Here is a 19,578-nt window from a genome sequence, read left to right on the forward strand (position 1 = left end):
TAAAAGTAAATGGGGGGCATAGACGTGGATATTAACAATATTCCAAACTGGATTTTAGTCTTGGAAAATGAGGATTTAGAGTTTGTTAAAAACTTAGTACTTCATTCAGGTTCTTTAAAAGAGATTGCAAAGGTTTATGAGGTATCGTATCCAACGGTAAGACTTAAACTTGATAGATTAATCAATAAAATAAAAATGAATGATGCCGTAGAAAACGAGGAATTTATTAAATTTATCAAGAGCCTGTCGATTGATGATCGCATAAGTGTAGCAGATGCAAAATTAATTATTGAAAAATATAAACAAGAAAGAGATGAGAAATAATGTTATTTGGTATTTATGGGGTTTTTATTATTGCAGGTATTTTAGCTGTTCAATTCTTCTTTTCAACTAGGAACAATATCTATTGGGGAGCAATTTTACCAGTTGCATATATTGTGTTTTTGACATGGCTGTTTGTAACGAATCATATTGAAAGTAATATGGGCTTTATCCTCTATCTATTGTTAGGGATACTTTTCCTATGTGCAGAATGGAATGGAGGTAGAAAGTATATTCACGAGAAAAGAAAAAAGGAACTGGATAAAATGAAAACTCACGACATGAAATAGAGAAAATGGGAAGTTATTAATTATTCGCATAAGTCGTACTAATATTTAATAGGTGGAGTCAAAATGAAATATCTTAATTTTAGGCAAAAAGAGTTTTTGTAAAGTCTTAATATCTTAGTTTATTTCACTAACAGGGAGCTTTAGTTAAATTTTGATTCATTAAATATCAAAACAAAAAGGCAGAGTTTTTTCTACACGTTTTGTAGATTAAATCTGCCTTTTATTTTTAACAGCAACAATCTTTTGGAAAACAGCATAATTTTTAATGTATAACCATGAGTATGCTCCAGTCATGCGGACACTAAAATAACCCTAACCAAAAGGGGTTATATATTTAATTGCAAAGTTTTACAAAAGAAAAAAGCCTTGGAATCCTTGAATTAACAAGGTTTCTAAGGCTTTTTGTGTTGTTGCTAAATGCAACGAAGTTTTATTAACGAGAGTAGAACTCTACGATGAATGCTTCGTTGATTTCAGCTGATAATTCAGAACGCTCTGGAAGGCGAGTGAATGTACCTTCTTTTTTGTCAGCGTCAAATGTTAAGTAGTCAGGTACGAAGTTGTTTACTTCGATTGCTTCTGTTACTACAGCAAGGTTTTGAGATTTTTCACGAAGAGAAATCGTTTGACCTGGTTTTACGCTGTATGAAGGGATATCAACGCGTTTGCCATCTACTAAGATGTGGCCGTGGTTTACTAATTGACGAGATCCACGACGAGTACGAGCTAAACCTAAACGGTAAACTAGGTTGTCAAGGCGAGTTTCAAGAAGAACCATGAAGTTTTCACCGTGAACACCTTTCATTTTACCAGCGCGGTCGAATAGAGTACGGAATTGACGTTCGTTCATGCCGTACATGTGACGAAGTTTTTGTTTTTCTTGAAGTTGTAAACCGTATTCTGATAATTTTTTACGTTGGTTTGGACCGTGTTGACCTGGTGCGTAAGGGCGTTTTTCGATTTCTTTACCTGTACCGCTTAGTGAGATACCAAGACGACGTGATAATTTCCAAGATGGACCTGTATAACGAGACATATTGTTGTCTCCTCCTTTAAATTTGGTTTTTTTGTTGTAAAACAAAAACCAGTAGTACCCATTCTTATACGCATTTTATTTTCATGTATTTTCGCCTATGCAGCCGTTAGGTTACACAATACACCATCTATTTGAATCTGTTTAGTTATCCTAAATAAAATAGAGGAATAAAATACAGTAATAAGCTCATACCACTGCTGCGTTTATTTTACACAAATTTCATTGTAACTGCTTATTACATAGACGTCAATTATAACACAAACTATTTTCAAAAAAAGAACTATAGTAAATATTTCCTTTCAGGACACAGTGCGAAATTTTGGAATAGTTAATGATACAGTGTGCGGTGTAAAATGTAAAAGTAAAGCAGAATAACATAGTCAAAATGACACAAATTATGTATAATATACAATAAGTTAATAGTAATTGATTTGTACGTTATATAGAAAAGGTGATTTCATGACAGACCATTTACAAACGCTAAAATATATAAAATCAGATGTTTTGAGCATTTGGGTGAGTTCTAAAGAACAAACTGGTTTAAATGAGTATTTTCACCCATTAGAACAGTGTCTAAAGAAGCGTTTTGGGATTGTAAATATGGCATTCCTCAGTTTTGAAGGTAATTCTTTAATACCTGTAGAAGAGATGGCTACTTTAACAATTGAAACGAAACTAAATGCTGTGTCATGGTTAATGATTGAAGCTAGTTTTTATCAACAGAGAATGGTGGAAATTCCTTATATACTGAAAGAAAAAGAAGCCTATTCGAAGATGACAGATATGGTTCTTTTCCAAGTAGAAGGCAAAAATCCAATAGGTGTGCTACTTGTAGAGGCAACAGATGCTTGGACAGACTTTATGACTTCTAATTACGGAGAAGAAAGTATAGAAACGCTTACGAAAGTTCTTCAGTTGATGAGAGAAAATTATGAAGTAAAAGTGAATGAAGATCAATATAGAAAATTGTATAACATGACAGATTTATTTCATTCAACAATGGATATTGATTTAATTTTAGAAAACGTCTTAAAAAATATTAAGGATAATTTCCCCGAATTTAATGTGGAGCTTATACTATCGAATGATCAAGACCGCCATACGACTATCGATATTAAGCTTTTTGATTACTTATCTGAAAGGCCTGCGACTATTGAGGCTTTTGTCTCAGGAGAGCTGACGACGGAGCTTGCTAGCGATTTGAATTGCCGAGTTTTAAACGCCCCTATTAAAGGAAGACAAGCTATTTATGGCATTTTACAAGTAAGTGCACCTACAACGTATCTTTTTTCAACGACTGAAAAAGATTTTGTACGAATGCTAGCGCAAACATCAGGAAATGCGCTTGAAAATGCAAAATTATATCATCAGTCACATCGCCTTGTGAGTGATTTGCAACTCATCAATGAAACATCACATCGTTTAAATATGAGGATAGGCATTAATGAAATGTTACTTTTCCTTCAAAAGCAGTTAATGAAATCATTTCAACCAATGGAAGTTTGTTTCGCTTTTAAGCATAATGACACATTTGAAGTGACGGATGCTAGTACGGCCTTATTTAATACAGAAAAGGGTCAAACATTTATAAAACATGTTGAACAACATTTTAAAAGTACCAACGATCCACTATTTATTGCAGATTTCAGCCGTTTAACCCCTACTCATATTGAATATCGTTCAATTATGGCAATCCCGATTTTAATGGAAGAAAAAATTAATGGCTTTAGTATTGTGTTACACAAGGAGCCATATTTCTTTTCGTTTGATAGCTTTAAGTTAATGCAATCATTAATTCATCACTCTTCTTTAGCAATTGCAAACTCAATATTACGACACCAACTCCAGGAAATGGTAGATTTAGATCATTTAACAAAATTGTATGCAAGAAGTTATTTAGACAAGTATGTAGAAAAGTCACTTATTAATGATCAATCAGGGATGTTCCTACTCATTGATATAGATAATTTCAAACGTGTGAATGATACGTATGGTCATCAAATTGGTGATAAGATTCTTATGCAAATTGCGGTGCAGTTAAAAGAAATGATTGGGGCTCGTGGTATTTGTGCACGCTGGGGTGGAGAGGAAATGTCTGTGTATGTTCCGAATATTGATGAGAAAGAAGCAATCGAATTGGCTGAAGAAATTGTTGCAGTAATTCCAAATACAACAGATCCTCGGGTGACAATTTCAGCAGGTCTCATAACGTGGGATGAACTGTATCGTCCAGCGTTCCAATCTGTTTTCCTGCATGCAGATACAGCGCTCTATGAAGCGAAAAATAGTGGTAAAAATCGATTTTGTATGCATGATCGACCGTATAAAATAAATTAATAACTCGCTCCTAAAATTAGGGATGACATCTCGGTGGAGGGTGGACAACTCTTTCGGAATTGTGGCTCATCGGACGCCACAAGGAAAGTGCTTAGAATGAAAATCGACTTCACGAAATAAAACGTTAGTCATCTTTTTACAATGAAATACCCTGAAATGATAATAAATCATTTCAGGGTATTTTTTTTATAAATGGGAGAGTAAGGTTTCTACGAATAACTCTAATCCATCTTGATCTTCCTTAGAAAAGCGATTAACGATTGGACTATCGATATCAAGAACACCGATGACCTCTCCTTCTTTTTTCAAGGGAATCACGATTTCGGATTGAGAAGCGGCGTCGCAGGCAATATGGCCAGGGAAGTCGTGTACGTCTTTTACGACCATTGTTTCTTCTTTACTTACTGCTGTTCCACATACACCACGTCCAATTGGTATTCTGACGCATGCAGGTAAGCCTTGGAATGGCCCTAATACAAGTTGATCTCCTTGTAATACATAAAAACCAACCCAGTTAATGTTCGGCAGAAACTGATTTAGTAATGCAGAAGCGTTACTTAAATTAGCAATGCGATCACTTTCTCCTGTAAGTAGGGCATCTAATTGTTTGGCCAACGTATTATATTGCTCGGCAATTGGCCCTTCATAATTGATTTGAGAAAACATAAAAGCACCTCGTTTGAAAATTATTTTTTGGGATATATAACATTATAATGTTGATGCAAATCAGCAACAGTATGAGCATCTGAACCGAAAACAACTGGAAGCCCAATAGATTTACTATAATTTATGAAGGAAAATGGTGGATAAGTTTCCTGACAATGTGTTTTACTTAATCCAGCGCTATTTAAATCTAGCTCATAACCTTCTTCCTTCATTACATCTAAAACTTTTCGAATCTGCGCAGAATCATCAATCTTCACCGTATGTGCTAATTGGAATTTGTGAATAAGTGAAGGATGCCCAATGCGCTTAGGCTTGTATTGTCCTAAATCTGCTTTAATGGATTGTAGGACGGTATCGTAATATAAATTATACACTTGTTCAATAGAGCCGACTTTCTTTGAAAAAGACATGAAACTTTCTGGAGAAAAGTCTATGCATTCAAAGGTATTGTCCCATTGTAAAAAATGAACTGATAAAATAGAGTCATCTAAAAAGTGTCCGTATGTATCAAGAAATTGACGAGTTTCTTGTTCAAAGCCTTGAATATAGTCGACCTCTAGACCTATATGAATGCGAATGTCTTGTGCGTACTCTTTTTGAAGGCATTGTAATTCTTCAAAATAAGGCATTAAAAATTCTGGATTCATACCACTGTCTTGCTGTGGTGTAGGGTCTACAAAATTCAATGGTAATGGTGCATGTTCTGTAAAGCTAAGATCTGTGAAATCATGAGAGATTGCTTTTTCTATATACTGCTTAAATGAATCAGAGGTACCATGTGGACAATATGGGCTATGAACATGGCCGTCCCATTTCATAAATACCACTCCTTTATATTTTTGGATAATACACCTATATTTGTGCATATTGTTCAAAAATTAAGTTATTGTTATTCTTAAAAGGCGTAATTACATAAAAAACACTCAAATTTTAGTACAAAAGGCGATAACATAGTATATAATAAATACAACTAGCCAATTCGTTTATTGTAGAATAGGAGGCTTACGATGGAGTATATCATCATTCCAGTTATCCTACTATTAATTTTAGCGATAGTAGGATTTATGATGCGACGAAAACATACAACAATCATTGCTAAACTTGAAAATGAAAAATCACAAATACAAAACAATCCCATAAATGAGGAAATTTCAAAAGTTAAATCTTTAAACATGAACGGTGAAACGGAAGAAATGTTTGAACGATGGCGTAATAGTTGGGATGAAGTCATCGATGTACATATGACAAAAATTGATTCACTTTTATTTGATGCAGAGGATCAAATCAATAGACTTCGTTTTAATAAAGCAACATTAATTGAACGTGAGATAGAAGATTACATTAAAAAATGTGAGCAAGATAAAGATAAAATTTTAGAAGAACTAAATGAATTAATTGGCAGCGAAGAAAAAAATCGTATTGAAATTGAACAATTAAAAGAATACTATCGCTCTGCACGTAAAACATTGTTAGCGCACCAACATTCATTTGGGGTAGCATTACTAGCTCTGGAGAAAAAACTGGAGACGTTTGTTCAAAAGTTTGAGGAATTCGATGTGTTAACGAGTGAAGGGAATTATTTGCAGGCGCGGGAAATTGTTATTGGTTTAAACCAAGAATCACAACAGACATTTGAATATATCAATGATGTCCCATCAATTTTGACTGAATTGCAAGTGAAGCTTCCAGGCGCGGTACAAGAATTACGAAGTGGCCAGCGTGAAATGGAAGATCAATCTTATTATTTACAACATTTAGAGCTAACTGAAGAGCTTAATAAATTTGAAGAAGAATTTGTAACATTAAAAAGTGAGTTAGCAGAGCTTAACTTAAATGTTGTTAAACCACGTGTTACGGATATAAATGAAGAAATTGATCATTTTTATGATCTTCTTGAAAAAGAGGTTATTGCTAAAAATTATGTTGACCAAAATTGTGATCGTTTACTAAGCTCAATCACCAATGTTATTAGTTCAACAAGATTAGTAAGTGATGAAGCAACCTTTGTGCAGCAAAGTTATCGCTTAAATGAAAAAGATGCTGAAATTCCAAAAGCTGCATTAAAGCAATTAGAAGCTTTACAACGTCGCTATGACTTATTGGCGATGCGTGTTAGAGAGGAAAAATCTGCATATTCAAGTTTGCAGGAAGAATTGATTGAAATTAGTGATGAGCTAGAACGGATTCATGAGGAGCAAGGTCATTTGTCGAATACGATGAAGAAGCTACGAATTGATGAAAACAAGGCTCGCACGCAAGTAGAAAGCTTAAAGAAAACATTACAAGAAACAGATCGTCTTTTGAATAAGGCTAATATTCCGGGTATCCCTGAAGAGATGGATGCCCGTCTCGATGAGGCAGCAGAGCATATTTATTTAGTTATGCAAAGCCTGCAAGAGGTGCCTCTCAACATGGGAACAGTTCATAATAATTTAAATGCCGCAACACTTTGTGTAGAAGATGTAAAAGCGAAGTCGCATGAATTAATTGAAAATGTAATGCTGATTGAGCGCATTATTCAGTACGGTAATCGTCATCGTGCAACAAATCCAAAATTGAATTCTCGTTTAAAAGAAGCAGAAGGATCTTTCAATCAATTCCGTTATTCCAAAGCATTAGAAGAGGCTGGAACAGCAGTTGAAGAAATGGAGCCTGGTGCTTTAAAGCGAATTCAAGAACTTGTGGCAGAAGAAACAATGTCAAAATAGTCAAGTATAATAAGAAATTACAGCAGCTGTCTAAAAGGTATAGTATTACTTTTTAGACAGCTTTTTATTAAGGTGCGAAGTAAGCGCCCTGCCGGAATGGAAATCAACCCCTCGTCGTAGATATAAAAGCTAAAGATGGAACATCAAATGAGGAGGAAACTTTAATTATTTTTGATTAGAAATGATGAAAAATAGAGGTGTTAAACATGCAATTTTATAGTCGGAAAATGAATGAAATGTATGCGACTGAAATATTAAATTGGAAATATGAAGAACCATATGATTTTTACAACAATGAACTTTGCGACGAATCTCTAAAAGAATTTCTTGAAAGTCCGTATTATTCTATTGTCAATGATCAAGAAGAGCTAGTCGGTTACTTCTGTACAGGAACATCTGCACAAGTACCAAAAGGACATGACTATGGTGTATATATAGATGAATGTATTGATGTTGGAATAGGAATGAAGCCCGAGTTAACAGGAAAAGGTTATGGTGCAGAGTTTTTTTCATTTGTTTTAAATCATCTACAAAATCTACAACAAGAAAAAAATTGTCCTCTTCGTTTAACAGTAGCTACCTTTAATACAAGAGCCATTCACCTATATGAAAAATTAGGCTTTAAAAAAGTCATGGATTTCACAGCTTCAACTGAATTTATAACAATGAGGAAAGGTTAAAAATAAGCGGGTTGGACTTTTGCATTGTTGGGCTCTATTATAGCGTGGAGTTGATTTCCGCTCCGATTGGGGGCTTTGTTGCTGTCGCTTCGCTTGCGCACAGTTAAAACATTTGTTGCTGTCGCTTCGCTTTCGCACAGATAAAACAATTGCTGCCGCTACGTTAGCACTACGCTTTCGCACAGAAAACATCCGCTTCGCTCCAGGGTCTCGGGCCATTAGGATGTTGGTCACGAAGGCGTTATCACAGGATGTGATGCTTTTAGCCTTCGTTCCTCTAAATCGCTAATCCCCAAGGAGTCTTCCAATCTCCGCTATTCAAATTACATATTTTTCAAATAATATGTCATCCAAAACTGTGAAATCACTTGTATGATACATTATCGTATTGAAGGAGGATTTTATCATAATAAATCCTAGTCATTTTTTATACTAAGGAAACGATCATAGCAAGTCTTTAAGATGCCACTCTATAAAGGGTGGTTTTTCACATTAAAAGCAAACAAATAAGTGATTAAATTAGGATAATTGTTAAAGTTAGTAGTCAATCGCTGAAGATTGCGTTATGATAAATATCGTTAAATCAACGTTTTGAAAGTGTGTGATAATAATGGAAGTTAATACAATTTATTTAGACAACAGTGCAACAACAAAACCTATAAAAGAGGTTATGCAAGCATTTATGGTAGTGAATGAGCAGTATTATGCTAATCCTGCTTCCATTCATGCAATGGGTGTTGAATCAAACGAATTATTAATGCGTGCACGTGAGCAAGTAGCAGATATTTTGCATACAGAAGCAAAAAATGTGCTATTTACATCAGGTGGTACTGAATCCAATAACACGGCTATATTTGGTTTAGCACGTAGCAACACACATAAAGGAAATCATATTCTAACAACTGAAATTGAACATCCATCTGTCCTAGAATCTGTGAAGCAGCTTGAGCAAGACGGTTTTGATGTGGAATACTTGCAAGTAGATGAAAACGGAGTTATTTCTTTAGAGGAGCTTCGCACAAAAGTGCGGAAGGATACCATTTTAGTAAGTATGATGCATGTAAATAATGAAATGGGTGCAATTCAACCGATTTTTGAAGCTGCAAAAATTATTCATGAATCGAGTCGTGCAGCTTTTCACGTAGACGCTATTCAAAGCTTCGGGAAGTTACCGATATCATTTAACGATGACGATGGTCCAGACTGTATTTCAATTTCTGGTCATAAAATTCATGGCTTTAAAGGTTCGGGTGTACTCGCATTCCGTAAAAAAATGAAATGGCAACCGTATGCACTTGGCGGAGGGCAGGAATTTGGTTTGCGTAGCGGAACAGTAGCTGTACCGCAAGCTGTAGCATTATCAAAAGCAGCCCGGATAGCGATAGAGACGATGAATGACCGTGCAAAAAAATATCGTCAATGGTATGAAGAAATATGCACTCAATTACGTGGATATGGAGATGAAGTGCATATTTTATCAACACCAAAAGGAGCAGCACATATTTTATCTTTTAGTATTCGCGACTTAAAAGGTGAAGTCATTATCAATGCATTGCAAAAACGCAATGTAATTGTATCGACATCGAGTGCATGTTCATCGAAACAGACAAAAACAAGTCATGTTGTTGAAGCTCTAAATATCGATGAGCATTTTAAAAATGGTGTTATTCGTATAAGCTTTGGCGCGCATGTAACAGATGAAGATATTGTAAAGTTTAAACAAGTATTAGATGAAGTATTGACGGAACTTAAAGGAGAATTTTAAAAATGATTTGGAAAGAAATTTTAATTCGATATGGAGAGCTTTCTACAAAAGGCCGCAACAAGATGGATTTTATTCGTCGTTTAAGAGAGAACATTCGTCATGCGTTTGCGGATTTAGGACATTTACACATTCGCACAGAGCGTGATCGAATGTTTATAGCCATTCAAGATGAAGCACAAATGGACGTACTATTAAAAGGATTACCTAAAATTTTTGGTATTCAATCATTTAGTCCCGTGGCTGCATGTGAAAAAGATATCGAAGCCATGAAAAAACTAGCCATAACAATTATGGATACATTTAAAAATGAACAGCTTACATTTAAAGTAGAAGTAAAGCGCACAGATAAAACATTCCCGTTAGAATCACATGCCATTCAACGCGAAATTGGTGGTTATGTATTACCACAATATCAAAATTTATCTGTAAAGGTGAAGAAGCCTGATATCGAACTTCGTGTAGAGGTGCGTCATGATGCAACATATATGATGGCACAAGTTATTCCGGGTGCAGGTGGAATGCCTGTAGGCTCGAATGGTAAATCTTTATTAATGCTTTCAGGTGGTATCGATAGTCCAGTTGCCGGTTATTTAATGATGAAACGAGGAGTGCGCTTAGAAGCGATTCACTTCTTTAGCCCACCATACACAAGCCAAAACTCATTGGAAAAAGTAAAGGTACTTGCTAATGAATTAACGAAATTCGGAGCGAGTATACGTTTACACGTTATTCCGTTCACTGAAATTCAAGTTCTTATTAAAGAAAAAGTACCATCTAATGTATCGATGACAACTACTCGTCGTATGATGCTAAAAGTGGCTGACAAAGTACGTGAAGACATTGGCGCACTAGCTATTGTTACAGGTGAAAGTCTTGGGCAAGTAGCGAGTCAAACTCTTGAAAGCCTTACAGCTATTAATGCAGTAACGAACACACCGATTTTACGTCCATTAATTTCATCAGATAAATTAGAAATTATCGATATTGCAGAGAAGATTGGCACATACGAAACGTCTATTCAGCCATTTGAAGACTGCTGTACAATTTTTACTCCTGCAAGTCCAAAAACAAAGCCAAAGCTTGAAAAGGTTGAGCATTACGAAAGCTTTTCGGATTTTGATGAGCTCATCGAACGAGCAGTGAAAAACCGTGAAGTTTACATTTTCCCGAAAAAAGAACAAGAAGCCGATAAATTTGCGGATCTTCTATAGAAGAAACTTGCGATTTCATAAGAGCCGACTCAACATTTTGAGTCGGCTTTTTTAGTCTATTTCCTTCTGAGGTACAATTTACCTGAAATATTTTTGTATTAAAAATCTAAAATCGCACATTCTATATTCACAAGGAGGTGAGAAACACATGGCAAACAACAACAACCGCAGTTCAAATCAACTTGCTGTACCTGGTGTAGAGCGCGCACTTGATCAAATGAAATACGAAATTGCACAAGAATTTGGTGTTCAATTAGGAGCTGACGCTTCAGCTCGTGCTAACGGTTCCGTTGGCGGTGAAATCACTAAACGTCTTGTACAAATGGCAGAATCTCAATTAAAAGGTATGCCGAACAACCAATAATTGCTTAATTAGCAATTATTAAAATTAAAACCAGTGACCGTAAAAGGCACTGGTTTTAGTTTGTTTAAAATGTTTATTTTTTATCCCGTATTAAAGGGGCGTAATTAAAAATCCGGATTGAAAGACACCCACTGATTAAAGTTTCACTTTATCCTACAAATGCTTTAAATGTAGAGACTGTATTCGGAATATCCTCACTTTCGCAAATTGCGGAAATAACTGCTATTCCATCTGCACCTGCTTTAAATACCGTATGTGCATTCGAGCAGTTTATGCCTCCAATTGCAACGATAGGCAGCTCTGGATATTGTCTGCGAACTTGTTGTAAAAATTCAGTTCCACTAGGCGGTTTGGCATCACTTTTAGAAGTAGTTGAAAAAATAGGACCAATACCTACATAGTCAGCACCATATTGTAAAGCAGTTTTTAATTCCGCTTGAGAATGAACAGAAACACCTAGTAGTATGTTGCCAATTTTTTCACGTACCATTGACACAGGAAAATCTTCTTGGCCAATATGAACGCCATCTGCTCTAAGTTTTATAGCGAGCTCTACATCATCATTAATAATAAACGGAACATGATACTGTTGACAGAGCTTTTGACATTTACGAGCAAAATTTTCATAGGCTTGTCCAGTAAGGGGATTTGTCCCTTTTTCACGGTATTGAAACATAGTAATTCCGGATTGGAGAGCTTTCTCTAATACGGTTAGTGGCTCCTGATTGAAAACATTACCTGTACCCATAATAAAATATAGCTGTAAATCGTCACGTTTCATGAATGATCACCTCACAGGAATCCTTATACTGTTGATAAGCAAAATGATTTGTTGGACCATGGCCATTCCCAATAGATAAATCATGAGTTATTGCTAATTGAATAAATTTTTTAGCTTCCTCAATTGCCATTTCTATAGGTAGCCCAAGACCAAGAAAAGCAGTTAATGCAGCGGAAAATGTACAGCCTGTACCATGCGTGTTTTTTGTTGCAATACGAGTAGATTGCATAGAAAATGATCGACCATCTTGAAAAAATACATAATCAGTAGCATAACATTTATCCTCTAAATGACCGCCCTTCATAACGACGCATTGAACGCCTGTCTGTAATAAGATCTGGGCTACTTCGTTAATATCTGCTATAGAATTAATTTTTCTTCCGGAAAGGGTTTCGGCCTCAGGAATGTTTGGCGTTACAATTGTTGCTAAAGGTAGCAAATAATTTCGTAATGCCTCAATTGCTTCTTGCTGTAATAAACTCTCGCCACCTTTTGCGATCATAACAGGATCTACAATAAGTGGAATATTTACTTCGGCTAAAATATGTGCAATTGATTGGATGATTTCGGAGGAAAACAACATTCCTGTTTTAATAGCACTAATTGAAAAATCCTCGATTAGCGCTTTCAGTTGTTTTTCAACAAAACTCACTTCAATTGGTAAAACATCCGATACACCCAAAGTATTCTGGGCCGTTAAAGCTGTAATGACAGACGTTCCGAATACTTTTAATTCCTGGAATGTTTTTAAATCAGCTTGTATACCTGCACCGCCGCCACTATCTGAACCGGCAATTGTCGTTACAATATGCATTATTCTTCACCTTCCTTTGAAAGGCGATGTAGTTCATTCAATACAGCAATTTGAAAATCGCCAATGAATCGAGTAGAAGAAGCGGCTTTTTCTGCTAATTTTTTATAAAGCGATAATGTTTCTAGTAATTGGTCAAACGGTTGAGCTCCTGCGGTGAAGGAGGCACAACATAGTGCACTCAATAAGCAACCAGTTCCAGTAACTTCTGTCATTTGCGAATTTCCACCCGTAACCCATTGCTGATGTTTGCCATCAGTAATAAAATCCTTTTCACCGGTCACAATAACAATACAATTGTAAAGTTGGGCTATTTTCTGTGCCTCTAGTTCTATAGAAATTGAACCACTACCACTATCTACTCCTTTTTGTTGCCAGTCTACATTGGCAATTGCTGCAAGTTCTCCGATATTACATCGAATTGCCGCAAATTTAATTTCCTCCAAAAATTGCTGTACTGTTTGTTTCCGGTAAGTCGTTGCACCTGCTGCAACAGGATCTAAAACAACCGGAATGCCAAGAACATTTGCTTTTTTTCCTGCAAGTAACATGGATTCTTTCATTCGCTCATTAAGGGTCCCGATATTGATCAATAAGCCTGAGGCGATTGTGACCATTTCTTCAACTTCATGACCGTCATCAGCCATGACTGGTGAAGCGCCTATTGCTAATAAGCCATTTGCTTGGAAATTAGCAACAACATAATTCGTCATGCAATGAATAAGTGGATTTTGTTTACGAATCGTTTGGAATATCAATTTAAGTCCTCCTCGTTGGATGGACGTAAGCGTGCAAAAAAGGCTCTTTTCGTGCAAAAAACACGTAAAAGAGCCTTTCATCAGTAAGTCGATGTGAATTGCTCCCTACGTCAGTATTAACTAACAGGTTCAAAGGGTCAGGTTTTACCTTCTCAACTCTAAATGAGTCCCCCTGCAATTATGCTTTTAGTTGACCAAAATGTACCATATTATTCATTCGCGTTCAATAGGGAGTTTTTTATTTTCATTCAGCAATTCTGTGCGAAAGCGACGATTACGTCAAGTTGGAATGGATAGAAGTAATACGTGACTGATGCCATATAGCGGGGCATGATAGTTGTCACGACTTTAATGAATTAGAGTGAATTCCATTGAAAATGATAAAAATTGAGTTTTATAATGGGCATAACAAAAGGGGGCAATTGCCATGAAACGAGAAGATTTAATCGCACCAGAATGGTATAACATTTCAGAGGAAATTGAAAAGTATGCACAGGATCCTACCAAAAATGCATTATTAATTTATAGCGAAGACGAGGAAATTCAGTACGTATCATATACAACTTTACTTGAAAAGGCGAATCAGGCAGCACATGTATTTACCTCCCAAGGTTTAAAAAAAGGCGATGTTATTTTAGTCATGGTACCGAGATCAGTGGAAGCATATATCGTATATATTGCAGCTTTGAAGGTAGGGTTAACGATTATTCCTAGTTCAGAAATGCTGAGAACTAAAGATATTGAATATCGAATCAATCATGCCGATGCAAAAGGAGTTGTTGCATTTGAGCCTTATATTGAACAATTTGATAATGTGGGAAATTTACAAGCAATAAAGCAATTTGTCATTGGTCATGCACATGAGCCTTGGCAGCCGTTGCTTGAAAAAATGCAAGGCCAACCAACATCTTATATAAGCTCTACTCCAACTAAGAGTACAGACATTGCATTTTTAGCATATACAAGTGGTACAACAGGCAATCCAAAGGCAGTGGTACATACACATAGCTGGGGTTACGCACACTTGCGAACTACTGCGCCAAATTGGTTAGGTGTTCAAGAGGGTGACATTGTTTGGGCAACAGCAGCTCCAGGCTGGCAAAAGTGGATTTGGAGTCCGTTCCTCGCTACTTTAGGAAGTGGTGCAACAGCATTTGTATACAAAGGTCACTTTGATGCGGCAACTTACTTTGCACTGATTGAAAAATTCAATATTAATATTTTATGTTGCACACCAACCGAATATCGATTTATGGCGAGTCTAGAAAATTTACAAGATTTTAATGTAAGTACAATACATCAGGCTGTGTCAGCAGGTGAACCTTTAAATAGTGAAGTGATAAAAGTATTTTCCGAAGTTTATAATTTACAAGTACGAGATGGCTATGGACAAACAGAGAATACATTACTTGTTGGTACAATGGTAGGGATGGAGTCTAGAATGGGATCAATGGGCAAACCTACTCCGGGTAATACTGTTGAAATTATAAATGATATTGGAAATCCTGTTGCGGTTGGGGAAGTTGGAGATATTGCTGTACACTGCGAAACACCCGCGTTATTTAAAAAATATTTAAACGATCCAGAGCGAACAAATTTACAATTTAGAGGCGATTGGTATATTACCGGAGATCGTGCATACAAAGATAATGACGGTTATTTTTGGTTTGAAGGACGTGGGGATGATGTCATTATTTCTTCTGGGTATACGATTGGTCCATTTGAGGTAGAAGATGCGTTGTTAAAGCATCCGGCTGTGAAAGAAACTGCCGTTGTTGCAAGTCCAGATAAGATTCGTGGAAATATCGTGAAGGCGTTTGTTGTGCTCTGTGAAGGAGAAGTTGGTAATGAAACACTTATAAAAAAACTGCAAAGCCATGTAAAAACTTTAACAGCCCCATATAAATATCCTCGTGCAATTGAATTTGTTACTGAGCTGCCAAAGACTTCATCAGGCAAAATTCGTCGTGTCGAATTACGAGAGCAAGAAAAAATCCATTCTATCACTCATCATTAATTTCCTAGGAAATAATGTCGAAAATCAAAGTTCCTGCTTTTTTATGAACTTTGATTTTTTTTATAATATTAGGTAATGTATTATAGGTTGAATAAGTTAAAGCTTTTGCAAAGTGTTGGAGATCAACTTCGTGTTAAGGCGATAAGCCATATTATTGCAATAAGTATGAAACAAATTAGGATATTCATGAGGAGGCAGAAAAATATGAATGGTAAAAGGTGGGCTGCTTTAATAATTGCAGGTGTGCTTTTAGTATTTTCATTAGGAATGAACACTATTTTTGCAATATTTAAATCAGATTTCTTTAGCAGTTTTGATAGCTTGGTTGCTGGAGACGACTTGACGGTATTAGAAGAGGTAAAAGAAAGCGGCAATATGGATAAACGTATTGCATACTTAAAGGTTGATGGTACGATTCAAGATGTTGGATCAAGCACATTATGGCAACCAATTTCTTATGATCATCAATTTTTCTTAAATCAATTAGATAATATTTTATATGATGAGACTGTGGAAGGTATCGTCTTAAGTGTTAATACACCAGGTGGCGGTGTCAAGGAATCAGCAGAAATATATAAAAAGCTGTTGAAAATTAAAGAAGAGCGACAAATTCCAATCTATGTATCTATGGATTCGATGGCAGCTTCAGGTGGTTATTACATTTCAGCACCTGCAGATAAAATTTTTGCGCAACGCGATACAATTACAGGTTCGATTGGTGTCATTATGCAATCTATTAATTATCAGGCGTTAGCAGAAAAAGTTGGTGTGAAATATGAAACGTTTAAATCTGGTGAACATAAGGATATGCTTAGTCCAATGCGTGAAGTGACACCGGAAGAGCGTGCTATGATGCAAGACATGATTAATGAAACGTATCAAGAATTCGTTAGTATTGTTGCAAATGGACGTAATATGTCTGAACCAGATGTGAAAAAAGTGGCCGATGGTCGAATTCTTAGTGGTAAGAAGGCCCTTGAAGCAGGGTTAGTTGATGAGATTGGTGATGAGGAAGCAACAATTACTGCATTGCGTAAAGACTTTGGTTTAGAGGACGCAGAATTATTCGAGTATACATATGATGTGGGTGGCTGGCAATCATATGTTGGGATGAAAATTGGATCCATATTTGGTCCATCAGCAGAGGAAAAAATGCTGATGAAAATTATGGCGGACTATAAAGCACCTAAAATGATGTACTTATATGGCGAATACTAAGGAGGGAGTACAATGACAAACAATGAGATTGTTATGCAAGGGTCACCCTCTATGGAGAATGCTCACCTAATGGATGAGCCAATTACGAATAAGATTTATGCATTAAAAACGGCAGGCTTTTGGATACGTTTTTGGGCATTTTTAATAGATGGATTAATAATTTCAGCAGTAGGTGGGATTCTCGTTAACCCAATTTTTTATTTAATGGATTGGTCATTATCTGAAACAGTGTGGTATACACCAATTTCGATTATATCCGCTATTCTCTATTACAGTTATTTCGTATTAATGACGAGATTTTTTGGGCAAACATTAGGGAAAATGATATTTGGATTACGTGTTATTTCATTAAAACATGAGAATCTGACTTGGTCAGATGTATTATTCCGTGATTGGATCGGGCGCATCATCAACACCGTTTTTATGCCACTTTATATTCTTGTAGGCATCTTACCGAACAATCAAGGTTTACACGATTACTTCGCAGATACAACAGTTGTTCATGAAAAAATATATATAGAAAAAAATATTGTGGAACCTCCTTTGCCAATCAAAGAGGAAAAGACTGAACCAGTATCTTTAGAGGAAAAATCAGAACTTGAAAAGCTAGAAGAAAAAAACGAAGAATAATGGTTAGAGCTGTCTCATTGCAGAGGCAGCTCTTTAATTTGGTTGATTCATCATTAGTTAGTTGGGAAATCAACCCTACATTATGGTGATGAACTTGGAAAAAGGTGCAACGTTAAGTAAATATGGCTGAATAGGTGTGAAAGATTTTTCGAAACTATTTTTGATAAGCTGTCTCAGTTGCAATTAATTCCCTCCATTTAGTAATATTAAGTACATATGATGATTAGGAGGCGTTTACATGGCACAAGTAACATTTAAAAATGGTCCAGTAACACTTGTTGGGAACGAAGTAAAGGTTGGAGATCAAGCACCAGATTTCACTATATTAGCGAATGACCTGTCACCTGTTACATTAAAAGATTCAGAGGGTAAAATTCGTTTATTTAGCGTTGTACCATCATTAGATACTGGTGTATGCGATGCACAAACACGTCGTTTTAATGAAGCAGCAGCTGACTTAGGTGATAATGTAGTAATCTATACAGTATCTGTTGACCTTCCATTCGCTCAAAAACGTTGGTGTGGTGCAGCGGGTATTGATGCAGTTCAAACAGTTTCAGATCACCGTGACCTATCATTTGGTGAAGCATATGGTGTCTATATTCAAGAGTTACGTCTTCTAACACGCGCAGTATTTGTTGTGGATGCAAATGACAAAGTGACATATGTGGAATATGTTCCTGAAGCAACAGACCATCCAAACTATGAAGCGGCAATTGCGGCTGTCAAAGCACTAGCATAATTTATTGATTTTAGGCTAAGATATTACTAGACAAAGGAGCTGTGACAAGTTTTTGTCACGGCTCTTTTCTGCGTGAAAGGAAGTTGTGTATGGAAAATATCGAGAAGTTGTTTGGTATGCTAAATGAACATGCTGAAAAGATAGAAAAAGAACATAATATTACATTGCTTGAGGGTATTCTAGATGGCTTAGAGGCATGGCTAGATGGGGAAGTTGATTTTTCACAAGAAGGTGCTACAAAGGAAGATGTGCGCAAAGCAATTCAAATTGCTGTTTTAAAGGGAATGCGAAAAGGCTCTCAGCCGAATCATCAGATGACACCAGATACTCTTGGGTTATTAGTTGGTTATTTTGTGGAGCAACTATTTGCAGAACGTCTAAAAACCGAAAAAATTTCGATTTTAGATCCAGCAGTAGGTACAGGGAATTTACTCCTAACAGTTATGAACTTATTAGACGAGAAAATAGAGGCAACAGGTGTAGAGGTTGATGAACTACTTATTCGTATAGCTGCTGCAACAGCTGATTTGACAGAGCAGCCTGTTTCCTTATACCGTCAAGATGCGTTACAAGATTTATTAGTAAGTCCTGCAGATGCTATTGTTTGTGATTTACCCGTAGGATATTATCCGAATGAAGATATCGCATTAGACTATGAGCTGTGCCCTTCAGAAGGGTTGAGCTATGCGCATCATTTATTTATTGAGCAATCCATTAACTACACGAAGGATGGAGGCTATTTATTTTTCCTTGCACCAACGCATCTCTTTGAATCTGAGCAATCGAAACAACTGCATAAATACATTCAAAAGCACGCTTGGATTCAAGCAATTATTCAATTGCCAGATACAATGTTCGCCAATAAAGCACTAGAAAAGAGCATTGTCATTTTACAAAAGCAAGGTAATGATTTCAAAGCTCCAAAAGAGGTGCTATTAGCAAAAGTACCAAATATGCAAAATAAACAAGCTCTAGCTATGTTCTTTGAAAAAGTAAAGATGTGGCAAGAAGGGAAATAAGTAAAAAAAGGTATCCGAAATTGGATACCTTTTTGTTTGTTGAAAAAAATAAATATAAAATAATGAGTATCAATATAATTGTTGGTTTCACTTCGAGTCGCCGCAAAAACGAGAGGGTTGATTTCCGTTCCGACTGGACGCTTTGTTGCTGTCGCTTTGCTTTCGCACAGTTAAAACATTTGTTGCTGCAGCTACGCTTTCGCTACAGAAAACATTTGTTGCTG

The 19,578-nt window shown here is 36.2% G+C and carries 19 protein-coding genes and 1 riboswitch; of the genes, 13 read left to right on the forward strand and 6 right to left on the reverse strand.

The genetic code is table 11. The features are described 5' to 3' along the window. The first annotated feature begins 24 nt into the window (after window positions 1–24). Window positions 25–324, forward strand: a complete 300-nt coding sequence (locus tag ABNX05_RS07675) for a DUF2089 family protein (RefSeq protein WP_142509789.1) — start codon at window positions 25–27, stop codon at window positions 322–324. Next, window positions 324–611 (forward strand): hypothetical protein, encoded by a 288-nt coding sequence (locus ABNX05_RS07680; protein WP_349659185.1) that lies wholly within the window; start codon window positions 324–326, stop codon window positions 609–611. Before ABNX05_RS07675 ends, ABNX05_RS07680 begins: the two co-directional genes overlap by 1 nt. A 433-nt stretch (window positions 612–1,044) precedes the next feature. Here the strand turns inward: ABNX05_RS07680 and rpsD are convergent, their stop codons facing one another. After that, window positions 1,045–1,647 carry a 30S ribosomal protein S4 gene (rpsD, locus tag ABNX05_RS07685; RefSeq protein WP_134021933.1) on the reverse strand — a complete coding sequence of 201 codons (603 nt, stop codon included), beginning with the start codon at window positions 1,645–1,647 and terminating at the stop codon, window positions 1,045–1,047. Between the two features lie 459 nt (window positions 1,648–2,106). Between rpsD and ABNX05_RS07690 the strand changes: the two genes are divergently transcribed. Next, entirely contained in the window at window positions 2,107–3,984 is a 1,878-nt protein-coding gene (locus ABNX05_RS07690; RefSeq protein ID WP_349659186.1) for a sensor domain-containing diguanylate cyclase, read from the forward strand. 186 nt (window positions 3,985–4,170) lie between these two features. On the opposite strand, the gene ABNX05_RS07695 is transcribed toward ABNX05_RS07690, so the two are convergent. Then, window positions 4,171–4,650 (reverse strand): GAF domain-containing protein, encoded by a 480-nt coding sequence (locus ABNX05_RS07695; protein WP_349659187.1) that lies wholly within the window; start codon window positions 4,648–4,650, stop codon window positions 4,171–4,173. A gap of 20 nt (window positions 4,651–4,670) precedes the next feature. Beyond that, window positions 4,671–5,468: a histidinol-phosphatase HisJ gene (gene hisJ, locus ABNX05_RS07700; protein ID WP_349659188.1), complete on the reverse strand. Its 798-nt coding sequence runs from the start codon at window positions 5,466–5,468 to the stop codon at window positions 4,671–4,673. Window positions 5,469–5,657: 189 nt separating this feature from the next. Here hisJ and ezrA point away from each other — a divergent pair, with 189 nt between their 5' ends. The 5 genes from ezrA (at window position 5,658) to ABNX05_RS07725 (ending at window position 11,378) form a co-directional block, all read left to right on the forward strand. Continuing rightward, window positions 5,658–7,358: a septation ring formation regulator EzrA gene (gene ezrA / locus ABNX05_RS07705; protein WP_349659189.1), complete on the forward strand. Its 1,701-nt coding sequence runs from the start codon at window positions 5,658–5,660 to the stop codon at window positions 7,356–7,358. Window positions 7,359–7,564: 206 nt separating this feature from the next. After that, window positions 7,565–8,038 (forward strand): GNAT family N-acetyltransferase, encoded by a 474-nt coding sequence (locus ABNX05_RS07710; RefSeq protein WP_349659190.1) that lies wholly within the window; start codon window positions 7,565–7,567, stop codon window positions 8,036–8,038. A gap of 610 nt (window positions 8,039–8,648) precedes the next feature. After that, window positions 8,649–9,803, forward strand: a complete 1,155-nt coding sequence (locus tag ABNX05_RS07715) for a cysteine desulfurase family protein (protein ID WP_349659191.1) — start codon at window positions 8,649–8,651, stop codon at window positions 9,801–9,803. A 2-nt stretch (window positions 9,804–9,805) separates the two neighbouring features. Then, the gene (gene thiI / locus ABNX05_RS07720; RefSeq protein WP_349659192.1) at window positions 9,806–11,014 is read left to right on the forward strand and encodes a tRNA uracil 4-sulfurtransferase ThiI; all 1,209 of its coding nucleotides are present in this window, start codon (window positions 9,806–9,808) and stop codon (window positions 11,012–11,014) included. A gap of 148 nt (window positions 11,015–11,162) precedes the next feature. Then, complete coding sequence (locus ABNX05_RS07725) at window positions 11,163–11,378, forward strand: alpha/beta-type small acid-soluble spore protein (RefSeq protein WP_079561613.1); 216 nt, start codon at window positions 11,163–11,165, stop codon at window positions 11,376–11,378. Window positions 11,379–11,526: 148 nt separating this feature from the next. Here ABNX05_RS07725 and thiE read toward each other — a convergent pair whose 3' ends face one another. The 3 genes from thiE to thiM are packed head-to-tail and all read right to left on the reverse strand — an operon-like array spanning window position 11,527 to window position 13,728. Next, window positions 11,527–12,159, reverse strand: a complete 633-nt coding sequence (gene thiE, locus ABNX05_RS07730) for a thiamine phosphate synthase (RefSeq protein ID WP_349659193.1) — start codon at window positions 12,157–12,159, stop codon at window positions 11,527–11,529. Next, window positions 12,149–12,973, reverse strand: coding sequence for a bifunctional hydroxymethylpyrimidine kinase/phosphomethylpyrimidine kinase (gene thiD, locus ABNX05_RS07735; protein ID WP_349659194.1), 825 nt, complete (start codon window positions 12,971–12,973; stop codon window positions 12,149–12,151). Before thiD ends, thiE begins: the two co-directional genes overlap by 11 nt. Further along, window positions 12,973–13,728: a hydroxyethylthiazole kinase gene (gene thiM, locus ABNX05_RS07740; protein ID WP_349659195.1), complete on the reverse strand. Its 756-nt coding sequence runs from the start codon at window positions 13,726–13,728 to the stop codon at window positions 12,973–12,975. Before thiM ends, thiD begins: the two co-directional genes overlap by 1 nt. A gap of 85 nt (window positions 13,729–13,813) precedes the next feature. Next, window positions 13,814–13,912, reverse strand: a riboswitch (TPP riboswitch). A gap of 243 nt (window positions 13,913–14,155) precedes the next feature. Between thiM and mbcS the strand changes: the two genes are divergently transcribed. The 5 genes from mbcS (at window position 14,156) to ABNX05_RS07765 (ending at window position 19,354) form a co-directional block, all read left to right on the forward strand. Continuing rightward, window positions 14,156–15,745, forward strand: coding sequence for an acyl-CoA synthetase MbcS (gene mbcS / locus ABNX05_RS07745; RefSeq protein ID WP_349659196.1), 1,590 nt, complete (start codon window positions 14,156–14,158; stop codon window positions 15,743–15,745). Window positions 15,746–15,949: 204 nt separating this feature from the next. Further along, window positions 15,950–16,963: a signal peptide peptidase SppA gene (gene sppA / locus ABNX05_RS07750; protein WP_349659197.1), complete on the forward strand. Its 1,014-nt coding sequence runs from the start codon at window positions 15,950–15,952 to the stop codon at window positions 16,961–16,963. A 12-nt stretch (window positions 16,964–16,975) separates the two neighbouring features. Continuing rightward, window positions 16,976–17,593 carry an RDD family protein gene (locus ABNX05_RS07755; protein WP_349659198.1) on the forward strand — a complete coding sequence of 206 codons (618 nt, stop codon included), beginning with the start codon at window positions 16,976–16,978 and terminating at the stop codon, window positions 17,591–17,593. Window positions 17,594–17,831: 238 nt separating this feature from the next. Then, complete coding sequence (tpx, locus tag ABNX05_RS07760) at window positions 17,832–18,335, forward strand: thiol peroxidase (protein ID WP_349659199.1); 504 nt, start codon at window positions 17,832–17,834, stop codon at window positions 18,333–18,335. A gap of 89 nt (window positions 18,336–18,424) precedes the next feature. Next, window positions 18,425–19,354: a class I SAM-dependent methyltransferase gene (locus ABNX05_RS07765; RefSeq protein WP_349659200.1), complete on the forward strand. Its 930-nt coding sequence runs from the start codon at window positions 18,425–18,427 to the stop codon at window positions 19,352–19,354. Window positions 19,355–19,578: the final 224 nt, after the last annotated feature.

Origin of the sequence: Lysinibacillus zambalensis, assembly GCF_040183165.1 — a bacterium.
Classification (GTDB): domain Bacteria; phylum Bacillota; class Bacilli; order Bacillales_A; family Planococcaceae; genus Lysinibacillus; species Lysinibacillus zambalensis.

What these genes read in the sequence shown, in the direction of transcription:
- ABNX05_RS07715 (WP_349659191.1), top strand. Translation starts at nt 8,649, where the DNA reads ATGGAAGTTAATACAATTTATTTAGACAACAGTGCAACAACAAAACCT.
- ABNX05_RS07755 (WP_349659198.1), top strand. Translation starts at nt 16,976, where the DNA reads ATGACAAACAATGAGATTGTTATGCAAGGGTCACCCTCTATGGAGAAT.
- thiE (WP_349659193.1), bottom strand. Translation starts at nt 12,159, where the DNA reads ATGAAACGTGACGATTTACAGCTATATTTTATTATGGGTACAGGTAAT.
- tpx (WP_349659199.1), top strand. Translation starts at nt 17,832, where the DNA reads ATGGCACAAGTAACATTTAAAAATGGTCCAGTAACACTTGTTGGGAAC.
- hisJ (WP_349659188.1), bottom strand. Translation starts at nt 5,468, where the DNA reads ATGAAATGGGACGGCCATGTTCATAGCCCATATTGTCCACATGGTACC.
- ABNX05_RS07690 (WP_349659186.1), top strand. Translation starts at nt 2,107, where the DNA reads ATGACAGACCATTTACAAACGCTAAAATATATAAAATCAGATGTTTTG.
- mbcS (WP_349659196.1), top strand. Translation starts at nt 14,156, where the DNA reads ATGAAACGAGAAGATTTAATCGCACCAGAATGGTATAACATTTCAGAG.
- thiI (WP_349659192.1), top strand. Translation starts at nt 9,806, where the DNA reads ATGATTTGGAAAGAAATTTTAATTCGATATGGAGAGCTTTCTACAAAA.
- sppA (WP_349659197.1), top strand. Translation starts at nt 15,950, where the DNA reads ATGAATGGTAAAAGGTGGGCTGCTTTAATAATTGCAGGTGTGCTTTTA.
- ezrA (WP_349659189.1), top strand. Translation starts at nt 5,658, where the DNA reads ATGGAGTATATCATCATTCCAGTTATCCTACTATTAATTTTAGCGATA.
- thiD (WP_349659194.1), bottom strand. Translation starts at nt 12,973, where the DNA reads ATGCATATTGTAACGACAATTGCCGGTTCAGATAGTGGCGGCGGTGCA.
- ABNX05_RS07725 (WP_079561613.1), top strand. Translation starts at nt 11,163, where the DNA reads ATGGCAAACAACAACAACCGCAGTTCAAATCAACTTGCTGTACCTGGT.
- ABNX05_RS07680 (WP_349659185.1), top strand. Translation starts at nt 324, where the DNA reads ATGTTATTTGGTATTTATGGGGTTTTTATTATTGCAGGTATTTTAGCT.
- rpsD (WP_134021933.1), bottom strand. Translation starts at nt 1,647, where the DNA reads ATGTCTCGTTATACAGGTCCATCTTGGAAATTATCACGTCGTCTTGGT.
- ABNX05_RS07765 (WP_349659200.1), top strand. Translation starts at nt 18,425, where the DNA reads ATGGAAAATATCGAGAAGTTGTTTGGTATGCTAAATGAACATGCTGAA.
- ABNX05_RS07695 (WP_349659187.1), bottom strand. Translation starts at nt 4,650, where the DNA reads ATGTTTTCTCAAATCAATTATGAAGGGCCAATTGCCGAGCAATATAAT.
- ABNX05_RS07710 (WP_349659190.1), top strand. Translation starts at nt 7,565, where the DNA reads ATGCAATTTTATAGTCGGAAAATGAATGAAATGTATGCGACTGAAATA.